At 59.3% G+C, this 16,874-nt stretch carries 19 protein-coding genes; 10 read left to right on the top strand and 9 right to left on the bottom strand.

Features of this window, described 5'->3' with window-relative positions:
- Positions 1 to 5 precede the first annotated feature (5 nt).
- Positions 6 to 1,712, bottom strand: coding sequence for a potassium/proton antiporter (locus ACWHRL_RS09500; RefSeq protein WP_447528901.1), 1,707 nt, complete (start codon positions 1,710 to 1,712; stop codon positions 6 to 8).
- 151 nt (positions 1,713 to 1,863) lie between these two features.
- On the opposite strand from ACWHRL_RS09500, the gene ACWHRL_RS09495 reads away from it, so the two are divergent.
- Positions 1,864 to 3,078, top strand: a complete 1,215-nt coding sequence (locus ACWHRL_RS09495; RefSeq protein ID WP_447893466.1) for an ABC transporter substrate-binding protein — start codon at positions 1,864 to 1,866, stop codon at positions 3,076 to 3,078.
- A 22-nt stretch (positions 3,079 to 3,100) separates the two neighbouring features.
- Entirely contained in the window at positions 3,101 to 4,486 is a 1,386-nt protein-coding gene (locus tag ACWHRL_RS09490) for an exonuclease domain-containing protein (protein WP_447893465.1), read from the top strand.
- On the opposite strand, the gene ACWHRL_RS09485 is transcribed toward ACWHRL_RS09490, so the two are convergent.
- From ACWHRL_RS09485 to ACWHRL_RS09475, 3 genes are all read right to left on the bottom strand, one after another.
- Complete coding sequence (locus ACWHRL_RS09485; RefSeq protein ID WP_447893464.1) at positions 4,483 to 5,295, bottom strand: alpha/beta fold hydrolase; 813 nt, start codon at positions 5,293 to 5,295, stop codon at positions 4,483 to 4,485. The two genes, ACWHRL_RS09490 and ACWHRL_RS09485, sit on opposite strands and share 4 nt — an antisense overlap.
- 30 nt (positions 5,296 to 5,325) lie before the next feature.
- Positions 5,326 to 5,994, bottom strand: a complete 669-nt coding sequence (locus ACWHRL_RS09480; RefSeq protein ID WP_447893463.1) for a 7-cyano-7-deazaguanine/7-aminomethyl-7-deazaguanine transporter — start codon at positions 5,992 to 5,994, stop codon at positions 5,326 to 5,328.
- A 136-nt stretch (positions 5,995 to 6,130) separates the two neighbouring features.
- Positions 6,131 to 7,702 carry an alpha/beta hydrolase gene (locus ACWHRL_RS09475; RefSeq protein WP_447893462.1) on the bottom strand — a complete coding sequence of 524 codons (1,572 nt, stop codon included), beginning with the start codon at positions 7,700 to 7,702 and terminating at the stop codon, positions 6,131 to 6,133.
- Between the two features lie 356 nt (positions 7,703 to 8,058).
- Here ACWHRL_RS09475 and ACWHRL_RS09470 point away from each other — a divergent pair, with 356 nt between their 5' ends.
- Positions 8,059 to 8,289: a hypothetical protein gene (locus ACWHRL_RS09470; protein ID WP_447528895.1), complete on the top strand. Its 231-nt coding sequence runs from the start codon at positions 8,059 to 8,061 to the stop codon at positions 8,287 to 8,289.
- A 52-nt stretch (positions 8,290 to 8,341) separates the two neighbouring features.
- Here the strand turns inward: ACWHRL_RS09470 and ACWHRL_RS09465 are convergent, their stop codons facing one another.
- Positions 8,342 to 8,518, bottom strand: coding sequence for a hypothetical protein (locus ACWHRL_RS09465; protein ID WP_447893461.1), 177 nt, complete (start codon positions 8,516 to 8,518; stop codon positions 8,342 to 8,344).
- A gap of 96 nt (positions 8,519 to 8,614) precedes the next feature.
- On the opposite strand from ACWHRL_RS09465, the gene ACWHRL_RS09460 reads away from it, so the two are divergent.
- Entirely contained in the window at positions 8,615 to 8,791 is a 177-nt protein-coding gene (locus ACWHRL_RS09460) for a hypothetical protein (RefSeq protein ID WP_447528893.1), read from the top strand.
- A gap of 59 nt (positions 8,792 to 8,850) precedes the next feature.
- On the opposite strand, the gene ACWHRL_RS09455 is transcribed toward ACWHRL_RS09460, so the two are convergent.
- On the bottom strand, positions 8,851 to 9,039 hold the full coding sequence (locus ACWHRL_RS09455; protein ID WP_447528892.1) for a hypothetical protein: 189 nt from the start codon (positions 9,037 to 9,039) through the stop codon (positions 8,851 to 8,853).
- Positions 9,040 to 9,146: 107 nt separating this feature from the next.
- Positions 9,147 to 9,917 carry a dienelactone hydrolase family protein gene (locus ACWHRL_RS09450; protein WP_447893460.1) on the bottom strand — a complete coding sequence of 257 codons (771 nt, stop codon included), beginning with the start codon at positions 9,915 to 9,917 and terminating at the stop codon, positions 9,147 to 9,149.
- A 240-nt stretch (positions 9,918 to 10,157) separates the two neighbouring features.
- On the opposite strand from ACWHRL_RS09450, the gene ACWHRL_RS09445 reads away from it, so the two are divergent.
- The 5 genes from ACWHRL_RS09445 (at position 10,158) to ACWHRL_RS09425 (ending at position 12,347) form a co-directional block, all read left to right on the top strand.
- Positions 10,158 to 10,838 (top strand): Bax inhibitor-1/YccA family protein, encoded by a 681-nt coding sequence (locus ACWHRL_RS09445; RefSeq protein WP_447893459.1) that lies wholly within the window; start codon positions 10,158 to 10,160, stop codon positions 10,836 to 10,838.
- Between the two features lie 92 nt (positions 10,839 to 10,930).
- The gene (tusD, locus tag ACWHRL_RS09440; protein WP_447528889.1) at positions 10,931 to 11,320 is read left to right on the top strand and encodes a sulfurtransferase complex subunit TusD; all 390 of its coding nucleotides are present in this window, start codon (positions 10,931 to 10,933) and stop codon (positions 11,318 to 11,320) included.
- A gap of 9 nt (positions 11,321 to 11,329) precedes the next feature.
- Positions 11,330 to 11,695, top strand: a complete 366-nt coding sequence (locus tag ACWHRL_RS09435; protein WP_447893458.1) for a DsrE family protein — start codon at positions 11,330 to 11,332, stop codon at positions 11,693 to 11,695.
- Positions 11,696 to 11,707: 12 nt separating this feature from the next.
- The gene (gene tusB, locus ACWHRL_RS09430; RefSeq protein ID WP_447893457.1) at positions 11,708 to 11,995 is read left to right on the top strand and encodes a sulfurtransferase complex subunit TusB; all 288 of its coding nucleotides are present in this window, start codon (positions 11,708 to 11,710) and stop codon (positions 11,993 to 11,995) included.
- Between the two features lies 1 nt (position 11,996).
- Positions 11,997 to 12,347: a TusE/DsrC/DsvC family sulfur relay protein gene (locus tag ACWHRL_RS09425; protein WP_447893456.1), complete on the top strand. Its 351-nt coding sequence runs from the start codon at positions 11,997 to 11,999 to the stop codon at positions 12,345 to 12,347.
- 10 nt (positions 12,348 to 12,357) lie between these two features.
- On the opposite strand, the gene ACWHRL_RS09420 is transcribed toward ACWHRL_RS09425, so the two are convergent.
- Entirely contained in the window at positions 12,358 to 12,990 is a 633-nt protein-coding gene (locus ACWHRL_RS09420) for a helix-turn-helix domain-containing protein (RefSeq protein ID WP_447893455.1), read from the bottom strand.
- Positions 12,991 to 13,052: 62 nt separating this feature from the next.
- On the bottom strand, positions 13,053 to 14,003 hold the full coding sequence (locus ACWHRL_RS09415) for a histone deacetylase family protein (RefSeq protein ID WP_447893454.1): 951 nt from the start codon (positions 14,001 to 14,003) through the stop codon (positions 13,053 to 13,055).
- Between the two features lie 103 nt (positions 14,004 to 14,106).
- Here ACWHRL_RS09415 and ACWHRL_RS09410 point away from each other — a divergent pair, with 103 nt between their 5' ends.
- A complete protein-coding gene (locus ACWHRL_RS09410; RefSeq protein WP_447893453.1) occupies positions 14,107 to 16,854 on the top strand; it encodes a bifunctional acetate--CoA ligase family protein/GNAT family N-acetyltransferase in 2,748 nt (915 codons plus the stop codon).
- The last annotated feature ends 20 nt before the right edge of the window (positions 16,855 to 16,874 follow it).

Genomic DNA, 16,874 nt, shown 5'->3' with positions numbered 1-16,874 from the left:
TCAAATTAGTAGAGACGAAGACCGACGCGGGTGATGTTGCCGCCCTGCATTTCGCTGACGACCCAGTGAATGCCGTGCCAGTCCACATCGTCGCCGACCACCGGGTGGCCACCTACGCGCAGCGAGATGAACTCGGCCAGGCTCATCTCCTGCTCGCCGGGGCTCAGTGTGAGGCCGTAGGCCTGGGCGATGTCCTGCATGTAGGCGCCACCTTCCAAAATGAAGGTACCGAAGAACGCGCGTTCCTGCTTGAGCTTGGCGTCGCCGTTGAACAGCCGGTTCAATGAGACGAGATCTTCCGAACGGCCGATGACGCAGATCACATCGTTGAGCTTCAGGCGTGTGTTGCCCTTGGGATGAAGCATGACGTGATTACGAAACAACGCCGAGATCAGCGCACCGGAAGGAAAGCGCAGCAGGCGGATCTGTACATCTTCGAGGTCCTGGTTCTCGACCACATAAACGAACATTTCGAAGTCGTTCTCCGGCAGAATACCCAGCGGCCCGCGCCGGTTGGGTGTGGTACCGGCGGGGACCTCGATTTTGAGCCAGCGGGCGACCAGGGTGAGCGAGCCCCCCTGAATCAGCAGCGACATCAGAACCACCGCGAAGGCGACGTTAAAGTACAGCGAGGCGTTCTCGACCCCGCCGATCACCGGGAAGATCGCCAGCACGATAGGCACAGCGCCGCGAAGGCCGACCCAAGCGATAAAGAAAACCTCGCGCCAGCGAAAGCGGAAGAACGGCTTGATGGTGATCAGCACCGCCAGCGGCCGGGCGATGAAGATAAGTGCCAGCGCCACCAGGCCGGCGGGCAGTATGACCTCCACCAGTTGGCTGGGGGTGACCAAAAGACCCAGCACCAGAAACAGCCCGATTTGGCTAAGCCAGGCCAAGCCGTCGTGGACGGGGAGAATGAAATTAAGATGGCGTCCGGGCTGATTGCCGATCATCAACCCCGCCAGGTAGATCGCCAAAAAACCGCTGCCGCCCAGCACGCTGGTCAGCCCGAATACGCTAAATCCGAGCGCCAGTGCCAACATGGCGTAAAGCCCGGGGGCCAGGTCGAGCCAGCGCAGCAGCTTGGCGGCCAGCCAGCCGCCCCCCAAACCCACGATCAACCCGATACCGAACTGCGAGACGAAGAAGATGAGGGTGTCGGTGATGCCGCCTATGTCGCCGACCAAAAGCTCGACCAGCATTAGGGTCAGAAAGATCGCCATCGGGTCGTTGGTGCCGGACTCGATTTCCAGCGTGGCGCTGACCCGCTCGTTGAGGTTGACGCCGCGCCCGCTGAGCATCGAGAAAACCGCCGCCGCGTCGGTCGAACCGACGATCGCCCCGACCAATAGTCCCTGAATCAGGGTAAGGCCGAACACCCACATGGCGATGACACCGACGATGGCGCTGGTGATGAACACCCCAGCGGTGGCAAGCGAGAGCGCCGGTTTGAAGCCGACCCGGAAGGTCTTGAGCCGGGTGCGCAGCCCGCCATCGAGCAAAATCATCGCCAGCGCAAGATGGCCGATGGTAAATGCCATGGTGTAGTCGTCGAACACGACGCCAAGCACGCCTTCTTCGCCGGCCAGCATGCCAAGGCCTAGAAAGATCAACAGAAGCGGTACACCAAACATCGATGAAAGCCGGCTCGCCAAAATGCTCAGCGTCATGAGAATGCCGCCAATCAAAAAAAAGGTATAAAGTGCTTCCATGTCTCTCCGTCTCTACATCAATGCCGCTCTATTATTACACGCCGCCCGTTATTTTACTGCGCCGTTTAAGGGCCCTGTGGCGAGTAAGGGGCTGGTCATGGCGGATGGCCAACCGCTACACTCCGCCTTCACGACTAGGGAGTGTGAAGTGATGGCGCACCTGACTATCCGCCGGCGAAGGCGTTTCTTGCTGGCGAGTGCGATGTGTACAGTATTTTTAACTTCAGCGGTTTGCGCAAACGAAGAGGCGCGCGACGCCGCGCCGGAAGTAAAGACGCTGACCCTTGAGAGCGATGTGTTTCTACCGCCCGCCCTTTGGGTCGTCGACCCAGGCGAAGAAAGAGAAGAGAGCGAAGCGCCAGTACCCGAAGACGCCGCACCAAAGGACGAGACCCATGAGGCGGCCGCGCTAGAGCCGGTACCCTCGGCGGCGCTTTCAATGCCACCGCCGCTCGACCCGCCGCCGCTCAAAGAGGTGTCGGTCATTCTGGATTGGTACTTGAGCCCTCAGCACGCCGCGCTGTTGATCGCCGACGCGCGCGAGTATTTCAAAGAGCAGGGGCTGGCGGTCGAGCTACAAAGCCCGGCGGACCCGGCGATTCCGCTCAAACTGTTGGCCGCTGAAGAAGTCGACCTGGCCTTGACCCGGGAGCCAATTTTGCATCTTCAGGTGCACGCCGGTGAGCCGTTGATTCGCGTGGGTACACTGATCGAGACGCCTCTCAACGCGGTGGTCGTGACGCGCTCCTGGGCCGGAGAAGACGATATCGCTTCGCTTGCCGGGCTCGACTATGGTTTCTCGACCCAGGAAGGCGAGGCCGTGGTGGCCGAGCAGTTGATTCCCGAGTCGCTTCGTCAAACCGATGGCTTTACCGCCCCGGAAAACGTTCATTTCGACGCCGCGGCTGCCGTGGTCAATGGCGATGCCGAGGTGATCGCCGACGGCTACTACTACGCGTTGCCGGAGCAGCTGGCCCCAGAGGGCATCGAGAGCCGCGTCATTCGCTACGAGGAACTCGATATTCCCCGCCATGAAGGAGTCATCATCGTGGCCAATAGTCAGTCGCTTTCCAAGCAAGGCCCTACCTGGGCGCGCTTTATGACCGCCGTGGAGCAGGCGGCCCACTGGATGATCGAAAACCCTGAAGAGGCTTGGGGGCTTTTGGCCGAGCGGCACCCCATCCTGGACAATACGGTGAACCAGGCGAGCTGGGAGGGGATTCTTCGTCGCCTATCGCTAAGTCCTTCGGCGGTCAATACGCGCCGCTACCAGGCCTTTGAAGCTTATTTAAAGCAGCGTGGCCTTATCGAAGAGACGCTGCCGGTCTCCCGCCTGGCGGTGGACCCGCATACGCTGCAGGAGTAAGGCAAATCAACAACGGAGTGTCATGAGCGAGCCCGCCCTTACATTTATCGACGTCGAAACCACCGGCACCCGCGCTACCCGCGACCGCATCACCGAAATTGCCGCCTTGAAAGTAGCCGATGGCCAAGTGGTCGACCGCTGGGTGAGCCTTATCAATCCGGGTACCGGTATTCCCCCCTTTATTTCGCAGCTGACCGGCATTGACGACGATATGGTGGCGGATGCCCCGCATTTCGAGACGGTCGCCGAGTCGCTGCGGGAGTGGCTGGGCGATAGCTGCCTGGTGGCACACAACGCCCGCTTCGATTACAGCTTTCTACGCAACGCCTTCAAGCGCGCCGGGCTCGATTATCGCCCCGATATCATGTGTACCCTGCGCATCTCGCGCCGCCTCGAACCCGATGAGCGCCACCATAACCTGCAAGCGCTGCTGGCGCGTTTCGATATTCAAGTGAGCCGGGCGCACCGCGCCGAAGACGACGCCGAGGCGCTCTGGAAGCTGTGGCAAACCTGGCAGCAGCGCTTCGAAGTGGATCACTGGCAGGCCGCGACCGGCCTGGAAAAGCAGCATAAGAACTTGCCTGCCCACCTGGATAGCGGGGTGTTGGCCGGGCTGCCCGCAAGTCCTGGCGTGTATCTCTTTTATGGCCATAACCGGCTGCCGCTCTACGTGGGGAAAAGCATCAACCTTAAAAACCGGGTGAAAGGGCACTTTCAGCGCGACCATCAGGATGACAAGGCAATGCGCATGCTCCAGCAGATTCAGCATATCGAGTGGGAGGAGACCGCCGGCGATTTGGGCGCTCAGCTGCGTGAAGCGCAACTGATCAAGGAGCTGATGCCGATCATGAACCGCCAGCTGCGCCGCCAAGGCGCCTTGAAAACCTGGTTCTGGCCCGAGGGCGAATACGCCCCGGTACTGGCCGGTAGCGCGGTACTGATCAATGCCCAGCCAGGGCAACGCTTCGGGCTGTTTCGCAACGCCCGCGAGGCCAAAGAGGCGTTGAGAGGCGTGGTAGAGGAGCAAAAGCTCTGCCCCCAGGTGCTGGGGCTCGAAAAGGGTAAGGGGCGCTGCTTTGGGCACCAGTTAGGTAAGTGCGCGGGGGCTTGCTGCGGTAAGGAAACATTAGAAGCGCATACCCGGCGCGCCCAGCACGCGCTCGAGCGGTTCAAGGTGAGTGCCTGGCCCTGGCCAGATAAAATCGTGATTGCCGAGAAGAACGCGCAAACGAAGCGCTGCGCCTACCACGCGGTGGACCACTGGTGCTACCTGGGTAGCGCCGAGACCCCGGCCAAGGCCAAGCGGTTGGGGCATCAGGCGGTTCAATTCGACGTAGATACCTACCGTATTCTGAACCGCTTTCTGCAAAGCCCCGAGGCGCACGGCCTGGCGGTTACGCCGCTTTAAACCTCGTCCTGGGCGCTGATGAAGGCGTTCACTGCCTCCTGAAACGCCTCGGGCTGGTCTGCATGCAGCCAGTGACCGGCCTCTTTTAGCGTGACCAGGCGCGCCTTGGGTAATATTTCCTTGAGCGCGGGTAGCATCTCATCGGCCACGTAGTGCGAATCCTCACCGCGCAGCACGAGTGTGGGGCCATTAAAAGGCTCGCTGCCGGCGGGTGCTTCAATAATGGCAGCGTAGCCGCTACGGAGCTCATCGAGGCCGACGCGCAGGGCCATCTCTTTCGCGTCGTTGCGCACCAGGTTGGTCGCCAAAAATAGCCGGGTAGGGCGGGCGCTGACGTGCTCGGCCATCACCGCATCGGCGCTGCGCCGGTCCGTTGGCTTAGCCTTGCGCACCGCCTCGAGGGCGCTGAACACGTCATCGTGGCCATGCGCGTAGCGTACAGGGGCAATGTCGCCCACGGTGAGCGAGGCCGTACGCTCGGGGGCCCGGCGCGCCAGGCTAATCGCCACCTTGCCGCCCATGGAGTGCCCCAGTATATGGGCCCGCTCGATGTGCTCCTTATCGAGCAGCGCGATCACGTCGCGGCTGAGCGTTTCGTAGTCCATCCCTTCGGCGTGGGGGGAGCGGCCGTGATTGCGAAGGTCCACCGCGATCACTCGGCGCGTCTTTTGCCACATCTTCAGGTGAGAGCGCCAGTTGTCCGCGCTGCCCAGCAGGCCATGGAGCACGACCAGCGGCGTTTTGGTTTCATCGGCGCCTTCGTCGATGGCATCGATAAAATGAAGGTCAACCGTAGGGACGCGGCTCATGAGGGCTCCTTGGTAGTGGCGTAGTCAACGTTAGGTGGTGCGCGGGGCGGTGTCGGTTTGCCCGGTCCAGACCATTAGCTTGCGCGTGAGTGCTGCCAGCAGCAGGCCGTAAAGCGGCAGGAAAAACAGCAGGCTAATGGCGAGTTTGATGGCATAGTCCACTGCGGCGATTTCGACCCAGTGGGCGGCCATGAACGGATCCGGGCTATTGTAGAAAGCGGTGAAGAAAAACGCGAAGGTATCGGCCAGGTTGCCAAGCACCGTCGAGAAAACCGGCGCTACCCACCAGGCCAGCTTACGCAGCCGGTCGAACACCTGCACATCCAGCAGTTGACCGAGGAAATAAGCCATAAAGCTTGCCAGCGCGATCCGCGCAACGAACACGTTCCACTCGCCCAACGCCTCGATGCCGGCAAAGCTGCCCTGGGGGAAGATGACCGACACCACGTAGGAAATCGCCAATGCCGGGAACATGACCCGCAAAATGATCGAGCGCGCCGGGCCCTTCCCGAACAGGCGAACGGTCAGGTCGGTGGCCAGAAAGATGAACGGAAAGCTGAAGGCGCCCCAAGTAGTATGAAAACCGAACAGGGTGAAGGGGAGCTGAACCAGGTAGTTACTGGCCGCAATGACGGCGATATGGAAAAGTACCATGAGCGTCAGGCAGCGGCGGTGTTGAGCGTCGGTCAGTGCAAACATCAGAGAGAGGCCTTTTTAAGAGCACGAGGGGTTAGGGAACCCTCTGTTTCGGCGCAAGCGCCACAAGGGCGCGCATTATACGCCTTCCTGGCCGTAATTAAAGTGAAGTGCCAGCCAGGTAGGCTTTGCGGCTATTTCAAATACTTCCATCGTTAAAAAATCGCTTGAGTCGCGCAATCTCCTCGTCGTTCCATCCTTCTGGTTCGGTGAGTGCCACCCAGGCGTTGATATAGTGCTCGGCGGCAATTTCGTGGCCGTAGCCGGGTGGCGCGCCGCCGGTGGCCAAATCGGCCAGTAGCTGCAGCATGGTAACCACCGGGTACCAGCGAAGCGCCGGGGAGACGTCCGGGCCGCGCGGCGAACGCATCCAATCGGGCTCGCGCCAGAAAGCCGCGGGGTCGAAAAAGACGATCGGGTCACTGGCGTACTGCAGATAAGCGATACGAAAATCCCCCCAGTCCCGGGAATACCCCTCGAACCCGGACTGCTGATTCATAAAGCGTACGACGCTGCCGCCGCGAAAAGTGGGCTGCCAAGCGGGCGAACCCGGGTCACGGTCAGCGGTCGTGATTCGCCAGGTATCGCTTCGAAAGGGCGGGCCCGCCCATAGCGCGCCATCGAACGGGTCTTCGATAATATCGTAGAAATCGAAGGAGCGGTCCGAGTTGAGCGCGCCCAGGCTCAAACCGAACAGATACAGCGCCGGGCGCTCGTCGACCGGTAGTGCGCTCCAGTAGCGGTAGACTTCGACAAACAGCGCCCGGGCGCTTTCCACGCCGTATTCGCCCTCGGCAATCAGCGCCAGGTGGCTTGGAAGGTAAGAGTATTGCGCAGCCACGGTCGCCATATCGCCGCGCATCAAATACTCCAGGGTATTTTGAGCCCCCGGGTCTATCCATCCGCGCCCGGTGGGGGTGGCCAGCAGCAGCGTCGAGCGCTCGAAGGCCCCGGTGCGAATCAGCTCGTCCAGGGCGAGCTCGGCGCGTGTTTGTGGGGTATCCAGCGCATTCAAGCCCACATAGACGCGGATCGGATCCTGGGCGTCGTTGCCTAAAAACGTGCCGATGTCATCACCGCTGGGCCCTTGGGTAACAAAGCGGCGTCCGCGACTGCCAAGCGCCTCCCAACTGATCAGCGATGCCGCGCTCCCCGAACGGTTAGCGCCGGTGGGGGCTGCCAGGTCGTCCTGAACCAGCTCGTCGATCTGAGCGTAGAAACGATCCGCCGCGCGCAGCGCAAACGAGAGCACCACGCCCTCGATCAATAGCCAGAAGAGCGCGATCGAGGCCACGCTCCCCAGCACGACCGCCAGGCGTTTGGGTAAAAAGAAGAACACCTTGCGCGACAGAAGCCGATACGTGCGTTTGAATACCTTTGCGATAAGATAGAAAAAAGCGAACAGCAATAGCGCGATGGTGGCGATACTAAGGCCTCGGGTGCCACTGGCCGGTGGCATACCCATGAGCTCGCGTATGCCGTTTTGCCAACTCGAGGCTTGCCAAAGAAAAAGCGCGGCGGTTAGCGTACAAGCAAGTGCGGCCAGGGTCTTGACCCAGTGCTCGGTGCGTGGGCCTGGCTTGGGCAGGCGCAGGTAGTGCCAGAGCCCTCGCAGCAGTACGCCGATGGCATAGCCTGCGCTAAAGCAGAGCCCGGACACGACACCCTGGGCGAGCATGGGCCTGGGGAGCAGGCTCGGTGTGAGTGACAATGCGAATAATAGCGTTCCCAGAACGAGCCCGGTGCTGGAGAAGCGGTGCAGCGGCAATCGTATTTGCCAAAGACGTTGCACTGCAGGGTGTCGCCGTAACATCCGTTGCCTATAGGGTTGAATTAGAAAGATAGTTTAATAGACTCACTCGCCATGATAGGTGAAACTCTAACAAAACGTCGTCAGTACTTATGCTGGTGGTACATGCTTTGCGTTGATATCGCGATAGCGCCATTTCCACGTGGCGATGTAGCGTGATGTTAGACTATTGGCTAAGTGTTCGAGCCGTGTTTTAAAGGAACCTATTGGCACTTTGTGTGTTCAACAGGAACAGGTGGTCAGGAAAGGAGAGTAGAATGCAGCATCTTAAAAAATGCGCCCAGTGCGGCCAGGAATATGACCCCTCGGAAGCGAGAGGCGAGCCCGACAAGCCTGAAAATTGCGATGATTGCGGAGCGGAGCTCCAACACAAGCACAAGCACCGCCATTCGGAATTTTTGGTCGATGATGCCGAATCAGATGATGGCGGAGAACACGGCCTCGAAAAAACACTGAGAGAAGCGTCTCATAAGGCCGACACCGATTAATCAAAAAAAACGGTTCAGCGTAAGCTGAACCGTTTTTTTATGGTGGGCGTAATTAAAAGCCCTGTTGCGTGCGGGTACCGCGAAGGCAATCACCATAGTGCATGGTATCGCCCATGGCCTCGGCCTGTTTGCGGCAATCCGCAGAGCGCGATGAGCTGGCGCCGTTGGAGCTACACCCCGCGCTCATCAGCATCATCGCAACCAATCCTAAAGTGAACATATATTTCATACTCTGACTCCTAAATATTCGACCAAAACAATGCAGCTCAATGATATCAGCCTTGAAACGGCATACATACCGTAATCGCAGCCCTTCGGAGGTCATATGGATCCCATCTACGCCTGGGACGTAAAACGCGAATGCATAGTATACCGCATTCCCGGCCAAACCCTTGAGGACGGAAGGGTAGATAGCGACTTTGATCCGGTATGGCTACCGGCGGATTCCGACGAGTTGCCCGACGGTGTCACCACCGAAGATTTGCGTAAGGTCGAGAGCTAAAAAAAGCCCGGTCTGCGCGAGGATGCAGGCCGGGCTTTTGGATAAGTCCTGGATAGACGTTAGGGTTTTTCGTGCTCGGCGTTCAGTTTTTTCACTACTTCATCGGCTTCGGGCTTCGTTGCCACGCGCTCGCGCACCAGTGGGCCGTCGCGCTCGGCTTCTTCCCGCGTATCGACGATCCACCACTCCGGCTGGGCGTCGATGGCAGCGTCCTCTTTTACCACCCGGTATACGATAAAAATGCTCATGTTTAATCCTCTCCATGGATGAATCACCGTCAAGCGACGGGTTGTCTTTAAACAAACTAGTACATCTTGCGTCGGTTAGCCCTGCACTCGACGCAAGCGACCCGGCATTAGAGCATTTCGTCTAGCCACGTCATGAAGGTCGACCAGGAGCGCTCGTCGGCGCGCTCATCGTAGCGCTCGCTACCAAAGACGCTAAAGGCATGGGGGGCGCCTGAGTAAATGCCGACCTCGTAGGTAATCCCCGCCTCTTCGAGCTCGCCGGCCAGAGTAGCGACATCTTCGAGACTCACCATCTCATCCGCACCGCCGTGGGCGATATAGATGGGCGGCGTTTCGGCCTGGTAGGACTGGCCTTCCGGGGTCTCCAGGCCGCCGTGGAAGCTGGTGTAGGCGGCGATATCGTCGGCTTCACCGGCGCGGGCCATCTCGAGCGCGACCGTGCCGCCAAAGCAGTAGCCCATGATGACGGTCGTGCTGGCGGCGCCGTGTTCCCGCGCTTGGGTAAGTCCTGCAAGGGTAAGTTCGCGCATCCGCTCGCGGTCTTCGTACAGTGCGTTGGTAGCGGCCTGCTTGGCTTCGGTTTGCTGAGGGCGGTTGCCTTCACCGAAAAGATCCACCGCGAAGGCATCAAAGCCCTGCTCGGAGAGCATGTCGGCGCGCTCACGCTCGTAATCGTCCACGCCGTCCCAGTCGTGCACGATAAGCACGCTGCCTTTGGATTCGCCCTGGGCCTCGACGTAATAGCCTTCAAAGCGTTCATCGTTGACCTGATAGCTGATGTCTTCGCCGCGTGGTTCGAAGCCAAACGCATGGCTGCTCATCAGCGTAGCGGCGGCCAAAGCGGTAAACGTTAGTGGGGTACGTGCTGTTGTCATCATGGTAATGCGTCCTGTTGACTTGGTGGTGGCAAAAAGTGGCGGCAAAAAAATAGGGAGCGAAAGGATAGATTTAACTCGCATTGTGAACGGCGAGTGTTATACCTGAAAGGGTAGCACAGACCCTTCGCGTTGAATCATCGTCCAATCCGGGTATCTTTTTAAACCACAGGGGCTTGCGTCGGGAACTACGTAACGGCATGCTTGTCCGTTGTTAGTACGACCACTAGGGAGCTTAAAACCATGGCGTTCAACGATTCGCACACCGTACGACCGCATAACGAACAAGCGGTCAGCAGCGCGAAAGCCAACAAAGTATTGCGTAACACCTACGCGCTTTTGGCCATGACGCTGCTGTTTTCAGCCGTTACCGCTGGCGCCTCCGTCGCGCTTGGCGTTCAGCAGCTCAACATTCTGGTTTTCTTCGTCGGCGCTTATGGGCTGATGTTTTTGGTTCATAAAACCGCCAACTCTGCTGCGGGCCTTTTGGCTACGTTTGCGTTCACCGGTTTCATGGGCTTCACCCTTGGGCCGATCATCTCCGCTTACCTGACGCTGCCTAACGGTGGTGCGCTGATCATGAATGCCCTGGCCATGACCGGCTTGACCTTCATTGGTCTTTCTGCGGTCGCGCTTACCACCAAAAAGGATTTCAGCTTTCTGAGCAATTTCCTGATGGCGGGCGGCATCGTGCTGATCCTTGCCATGGTGGCAGGTTTCTTCTTCCAGATTCCGGCGCTTTCTCTGATGGTGTCTGCGGGCTTCGTCCTATTCTCATCCGCAGCGATTCTCTATCAAACCAGTGAAATCGTGCACCGTGCTGGCGAGACCAACTATATTCTGGCGACGGTTACGCTTTACGTCTCAATCTACAACCTGTTCGTAAGCCTTCTCTCTATTCTTGGCATCATGAGCAGCGACTGATTTAATCGTTAAGCTCTACCCAAACAGACCCTACTTCGGTAGGGTCTGTTTTTTTGTAAGCGTCTTTTATATAACTCAGGTGAGAGAGCGCCATGGAGTACGGTCTACTGGTTACCGGTGCCCCTTACACAAGCCCCGCGGCTCATTCGGCGCTGCGTTTTGCCAATGCGCTAATAAGCCAGGGGCATACCCTGGCCGGGGTGTTTTTCTACCAGGAGGGGGTGCTCAATGCGTCGACGCTGATGAGCCCACCCCAGGATGAATTGAACCTCAAGGATGCCTGGGTAGCGCTCAATGCCGAGCACGGCACGGCCCTCGAGGTGTGTGTGGCGGCCGCGCTTCGCCGCGGGGTGTTAGACGAGGCCGAAGCCAAACGCCACGGCTTGACCCAGCATAGCCTGGAGGTACCGTTCGAACTCACGGGGTTGGGGCAGTTGTTAGTACTGCAAAAGCGCTGCGATCGTTTCATTACATTTGCCTGAGGAAAAGTGATGACCGAAGACGCCGTACGTTTGATTGCGCTGACTCAAGCACCGTTTCAATCCAATGCCTTGCGCGAAGGCCTCGATGTAGCGCTGGTCGCCGCGGCCTTTGGCCAAAGCGTCAAGCTGATTTTCATAGGGCAGGGGGCGCTGGCGCTGGTGAAAAGCCAAACGGCTGGTGCACCGGGACAAAAGGCGGTGCTGCCGACCATCGACATGCTCGAGATGTACGATATCGAAGAGCTTCTGGTACCTGAAAGCAGCTTGGAACAATTAGGGCTGGCGCCGAGCCAGCTGGTGCCGGCGGCGCGGGTCATCTCCGATGAGGCGCTCGCGGCGCTTTATCAAGACTCCTCGACGACTCTTCACTTCTAATGGGGCTTTCCGATGCTACACATTCTAAATAAACGCCCCGAAAGCCTAAGCGCGGCCAATATGCTCCGGGTGGTGGGGGACCAGGATGACGTGCTGCTCATCGAGCAGGCCGTGCAAGCAAGCCTGTTACCTCAGTGGGCCGGTTTCGAGCAGTGCAAAGGGCGGCTATACCTGTTGAGCGACGACCTGGAAGCCGCAGGGCTGCTGGAGTCGGCCGAGAACCTTGACGCGGCGATCATCACAATGAAGGATTTTGTAACGCTGACCGAGCGTCACGAACAGTGTGTAAGTTGGTATTGATATGAAAAATGAAAATTTATACCGTTATCTTGATTCAAATAAAAACATTAAATTAGATCCCGAAGGCTACCTTGTTGATCAGGGTGATTGGAGTGCCGAGGTGGCCGATCTTTTGGCGCGTGACGAGGGGCTTTCGCTAACCGATGCTCATTGGGAAGTCATCGACGTGGTGCGTGACTTTTACCAGCGCTTTGAGATGGCGCCGGCCATGCGTGCGCTCGTCAAGGCAACCAAACAGGCGCTGGGTGAAAAGAAGGGAACCTCGATTTATCTGATGTCGCTGTTCCCGGAAAGTCCGGCGCGGCGCACGGCGCGTATCGCCGGGCTTCCCAAGCCGACCAACTGCTTGTAAACGCTTCGGCTCAGTCCAGATCGCCCCGGGTGCATACCGAGAGCACCTTGGCATCCAGTGGGCTGGTGGATACGAGCGCGTGGCCCATATCACTATCGAAATAGATGCTATCGCCTTCGCTCAGCGCCACCGGAGCGTAAAACTCGCTGTACAGCAGTATTTCGCCCTCGAGAATCATCAAAAACTCTTCACCGTCGTGGCGGACCCACTGCTGGAATTCGTCGAAGCTGCGCGCCCGCACGATGGTTTTAAACGGAATCATGCGCTTTTGTGCCAGGTGGTGGCCCAAAAGTTCGTGCTCGTAGGTGGGCGTGGGGTGGTGCTGGCCTTTACCGCTGCGGGTCAAATCCCGCCGCCCCATGGTGTAGTGCTCGCGCTTGGGCGGGGTAAACAGCTGGGGAAGGTCGATGTTGAGCCCGGCCATGAGCTTTTGCACCGCGGTAAACGTGGGCGATAGCTGGTCGTTCTCTATCTTGGAGAGCGTCGAGCGGGCGAGTCCGGTGCGCTGGCTGACATCCTCGAGGGTCCATTGATTGGCCAAGCGGATCTCTTTAAGCCGTGCGCCCAAGCGAAGCGGCTCTACGAAGGGTTTGCGCCCCGATGCAATACGAAGCGCTGCGTTTTCGTCATGAGTCGCCGTCATTGGATCGTCATACCCGGTAAGTGCATTTTAGGACACGCTATGCTAACACAGCCCGCCGCAGGCTACCCGGTAGCCGGTGTGCTTTCAAAAGGCAGCCCGAGAAGTGCTTTGATGTGCGCTTCGCAGCCGCTGGCGAGCGACTTGGGGTTGTAGCCGCCTTCGAGTACGGAGACCAGCCGGTTTTCGGCGTAGAGGCCGGCGATTTCCATGGCCAGATGCGTGACCCAGTAGTAGTCCTCGTCCGTCAGGCATATCTCGCCCATGGGATCGTCCTGGTGGGCATCGAAGCCGGCGGATACCAGTACTATATCGGGCTTGAAGGCGTGCAGGGCGGGTAGCCAGTTACGCTCGACGGCGTCTCTAAACGCTGCGCTTTGCATCCCCGCTTCGAGGGGGGTATTCACCACGTTGTGCCATTCGCTTCGTAGGTAGCGCCAGGGGTAGAAAGGGTACTGGTAGCTTGTGCAGATCAGCACGCCAGGGTCACCCTTGAAGATATCGATTGTGCCGTTGCACTGGTGAACGTCGAAATCGAGTATGGCGATCCGTTGGGCGCCGTGTTGGGCTCTGGCGTGCGCCGCCCCCACGGCGATACTGTTGTAAAAGCAAAAGCCCATGGCTTCGGCTGCTTCGGCGTGGTGGCCAGGCGGGCGTACGGCGCAAAAGACGTTATCCGCCTGGCGCTTGAAAACCTGGTCGACCCCTTTGATGACCGCGCCTGCGGCCACCCGCGCTGCCTTGAGGGATTCCGGGTTCATCAGCGTGTCGCTATCCAGCGCGGTAATGCCCTCGCTTGGCACGCATTTTTCGAGCGCGTCGAGGTGGCGCGGTGAATGCACGCGCTCGAGCGCCTCCCGAGTGGCCTCTTTGGCCTCGGCTTGCATGGTTTGCTGCAATAGCCCGCTAAGCGCCAGGCGTGCCCGTATTGCCTCTAGCCGAGCGGGGCTCTCCGGATGTTCGGGCCCCATATAGTGCAAGATGCAGTCGGGATGGGTAAGGTAGGCGGTGATCATGCAGGCGCTCCGTTCTATGTAACGCTACCTTAATCGGTATGCGTGCCCGCACGACAGTGATAATAAGTCGTACACCGAGGTGACAGGTCAGGGAGATACGCTTGTGAGTACCCGTTTTCTACACCATTTCTTCGAGCCAAAAACCCTGGCCGTCTTCGGCGCATCGGAAAAACCGGAGTCTCTGGGTGGCCTGGTGCTGGCCAACCTTCAACAGGGCGAGTTCAAAGGTACGCTCTGGGCGGTGAATTTAAAAGGCTACAAGCAGGTCTTCGGCGCGCCGTGTTTCGCTAGCGTCAACAGTTTGCCCGCCCCGCCGGATCTGGCGGTGATTTGCTCGCCAGTCGAGGGCGCGCCCAAACTGATCAAGAAGCTGGGTCAGAAGGGCGTGAAGGCGGCGCTGGTGCTTTCCGGAGGGGCGTACCTGGATCGCGAACGAGGAAGCGAGGGCTCGATTCGCGAGCAGATGCTACACGCCGCCCGCGCATCGGGGATTCGGGTACTAGGCCCGGAATGCATGGGGGTGATCGTACCGGGCAAAAAGCTCAACGCGTCCTACGCCAGCCAGCCGGTCAAACCCGGGCGGGTCGCGTACCTGGGACAATCCGGGATGCTTGCCAACGCCATGATCGACTGGGCGGCGGGGCGCGATGTGGGGTTTTCCCACCTGATTACCGTGGGCGACAGCGTGGACGTGCTTCTGCCGGATTTGATCGACTACGTGAACCAGTTTTCGCCGGCCCAGGCCATTTTGCTTCACCTGGAGCGCATCAAGGACGCTCAGCACTTCATGACCTCGGTGCGCGACGCCTCGCGTAATCGACTGGTGGTGGCGATCAAAAGCGGGCGCACGCCGGAATCGGACATCTCCGGTATGGCGCCCACACCGGGGATTGCCAATCGCGATGTCGTCTTCGACGCTGCCTTCGCCCGGGCCGGTGTGGTCCGGGTAAACGACTCCGACGAGCTTTTCGATGCGCTCGAGACGCTTTCACGCATGCGCCCGCTGCGCGGTGACCGTCTAGCGGTCGTCTCCAACGGACTGGGCCCGGCAATGCTGGCGATCGACAAGCTGGTAAGTGGCGGCGGCAAGCTTGCCGAGTTCAATGAGTCCACGCAGACCCAGCTGACCGAGCGCAAGGTGGATAGAAGCAAACCCGGCGAGAACCCGGTAGACCTGGGCGGCAACGCCACCCCCGCGCGCTTTGTCGAGGCGCTCGAGATCGTGACCGCCGACCCGGGGGTCGACGCGGTGCTGGTGGTGCACGCGCCAACACGTTTGGCGCCGTCGGTCGAAACGGCCCGCGCGCTGATCGATAACCGCAAGCGCTTTCGGCGCAACCTGTTGACCAGTTGGATGGGATTGAAAGAGGCCTTGAAAGCGCGCAGTGCGTGCAGCGCGGCGGGCATACCCACCTATATTTCGCCGGAAAAAGCCGTCAAGGCGTTCATGCATATGGTGGACTATCAGCGCGTACAGGCGCTTTTGCACGAAATTCCGCCCAGTTTGACCTTCAATACCCGGCCCGCTGACCGCCTTGCGTGCCGCGAATTGATCAGCCGGGCAAAAGAGCAGCGCCGCCACACCTTGACCCACTCGGAAACGGCGCAGGTGCTCCAGGCTTACGGCATTCCCACCGCGCCGAGCGTTTATTTACGCCACCCAAGCGAGGCGTATGAAGCCGATGGCCACTTCGAGGGCCCCAAGGCGCTCAAGGTGATACACGATGGCAACTGTCATCCGTATCGCTACCGGCGCCACCCGCATAAAATTTCCGCCGGTCTATTGCAGGATCTGCAAACGCCGGAGCAGGTCGAGGAGGGCGTTCGCCGCTTGGGCGACAAAGTGCACGAAAAATTTCCCGAGTACACCGTTCAGGAGTACTGCCTGCAGCCCATGCAGCGCGGCAAGCACTCCATGCAGGTTTGTGCCGGTATCACCCGTGACCCGGTGTTCGGCCCACTGATCGTTTTCGGGATCGGTGGTTACAAGGTGAACGTACTCGCCGACCGCCAGGTCGCGCTGCCACCGCTGAACATGAGCCTGGCCGCCGATATGGTCGGGCGCACTCACGTCGCTTCGCTGATCCGCGAGCACTCCTCGGAAGCCGAGCGCGATATCGAAAGGCTTTGCCAGTTTTTAGTGAAGCTTTCACAAATGGCATCGGATTTGAATGAGCTGCGCGGTTTGGAGCTCAACCCATTGTTGCTCAACCGCGATGGTATCCTGGCGGTGGATTTCGCCATGGACCTGGGTCCGCCGGCCCGCTTTGCGATCATGCCGTACCCGGAGGAGCTTCGCGAATGGGTCACGCTCAAAAACGGCTGGCAGGTCGAGGTACGCCCGATCCGCGCCGAAGACGCGCCGTTGATCACCAGTTTCCATACCCGGCTTTCCGAGGAGAGCATCCGCTTTCGCTATTTTCACAACAAGTCGAACCTGACCCAGCGCGATCTATCGATTCTCTCGCACATCAACTATGACCGGCAGATGGCGTTCATCGCCGAGCACCAGCACGACGACGGCACCAAGGAGATGCTGGGGGTAGTGCGGGTTTATAACGACGCCGACAATATTCGCACCGAGTTTTCCATCATCATCCGCGACGACCTGCAGGGTTTGGGAATCGGTCGGCTGCTGATGCAGAAGATGATCAGTTACTGCCAGAGTATCGGCACGATCGAGATGATCGGTAAGATCATGATGGACAACCAGCCCATGCGTGCGTTGATCAAGCATCTGGGCTTCAAAAGCCGCTACAACATGGAGGAGCAGGTAGTGGATGCGGTGCTTCGGCTCAACGAGCCGGATAGCGAATGGCAGCGTCACCGCCTGGAGAGTCTGCCGGATTGAGGGTCGGGCCGTCGCGCTTG

The organism is Vreelandella sp. GE22, assembly GCF_968212445.1.
This window is presented reverse-complemented; position numbering and strand designations above follow the sequence as displayed.

Excerpts from the sequence above, each read along its gene's own strand:
- ACWHRL_RS09450 (WP_447893460.1), bottom strand. The coding sequence starts at position 9,917 with ATGATGACAACAGCACGTACCCCACTAACGTTTACCGCTTTGGCCGCC.
- ACWHRL_RS09465 (WP_447893461.1), bottom strand. The coding sequence starts at position 8,518 with ATGAAATATATGTTCACTTTAGGATTGGTTGCGATGATGCTGATGAGC.
- ACWHRL_RS09420 (WP_447893455.1), bottom strand. The coding sequence starts at position 12,990 with ATGACGGCGACTCATGACGAAAACGCAGCGCTTCGTATTGCATCGGGG.
- ACWHRL_RS09485 (WP_447893464.1), bottom strand. The coding sequence starts at position 5,295 with ATGAGCCGCGTCCCTACGGTTGACCTTCATTTTATCGATGCCATCGAC.
- ACWHRL_RS09470 (WP_447528895.1), top strand. The coding sequence starts at position 8,059 with ATGCAGCATCTTAAAAAATGCGCCCAGTGCGGCCAGGAATATGACCCC.
- ACWHRL_RS09495 (WP_447893466.1), top strand. The coding sequence starts at position 1,864 with ATGGCGCACCTGACTATCCGCCGGCGAAGGCGTTTCTTGCTGGCGAGT.
- ACWHRL_RS09490 (WP_447893465.1), top strand. The coding sequence starts at position 3,101 with ATGAGCGAGCCCGCCCTTACATTTATCGACGTCGAAACCACCGGCACC.
- ACWHRL_RS09500 (WP_447528901.1), bottom strand. The coding sequence starts at position 1,712 with ATGGAAGCACTTTATACCTTTTTTTTGATTGGCGGCATTCTCATGACG.
- ACWHRL_RS09480 (WP_447893463.1), bottom strand. The coding sequence starts at position 5,994 with ATGTTTGCACTGACCGACGCTCAACACCGCCGCTGCCTGACGCTCATG.
- tusD (WP_447528889.1), top strand. The coding sequence starts at position 10,931 with ATGGAGTACGGTCTACTGGTTACCGGTGCCCCTTACACAAGCCCCGCG.
- ACWHRL_RS09435 (WP_447893458.1), top strand. The coding sequence starts at position 11,330 with ATGACCGAAGACGCCGTACGTTTGATTGCGCTGACTCAAGCACCGTTT.
- tusB (WP_447893457.1), top strand. The coding sequence starts at position 11,708 with ATGCTACACATTCTAAATAAACGCCCCGAAAGCCTAAGCGCGGCCAAT.
- ACWHRL_RS09445 (WP_447893459.1), top strand. The coding sequence starts at position 10,158 with ATGGCGTTCAACGATTCGCACACCGTACGACCGCATAACGAACAAGCG.
- ACWHRL_RS09460 (WP_447528893.1), top strand. The coding sequence starts at position 8,615 with ATGGATCCCATCTACGCCTGGGACGTAAAACGCGAATGCATAGTATAC.
- ACWHRL_RS09425 (WP_447893456.1), top strand. The coding sequence starts at position 11,997 with ATGAAAAATGAAAATTTATACCGTTATCTTGATTCAAATAAAAACATT.
- ACWHRL_RS09415 (WP_447893454.1), bottom strand. The coding sequence starts at position 14,003 with ATGATCACCGCCTACCTTACCCATCCCGACTGCATCTTGCACTATATG.
- ACWHRL_RS09455 (WP_447528892.1), bottom strand. The coding sequence starts at position 9,039 with ATGAGCATTTTTATCGTATACCGGGTGGTAAAAGAGGACGCTGCCATC.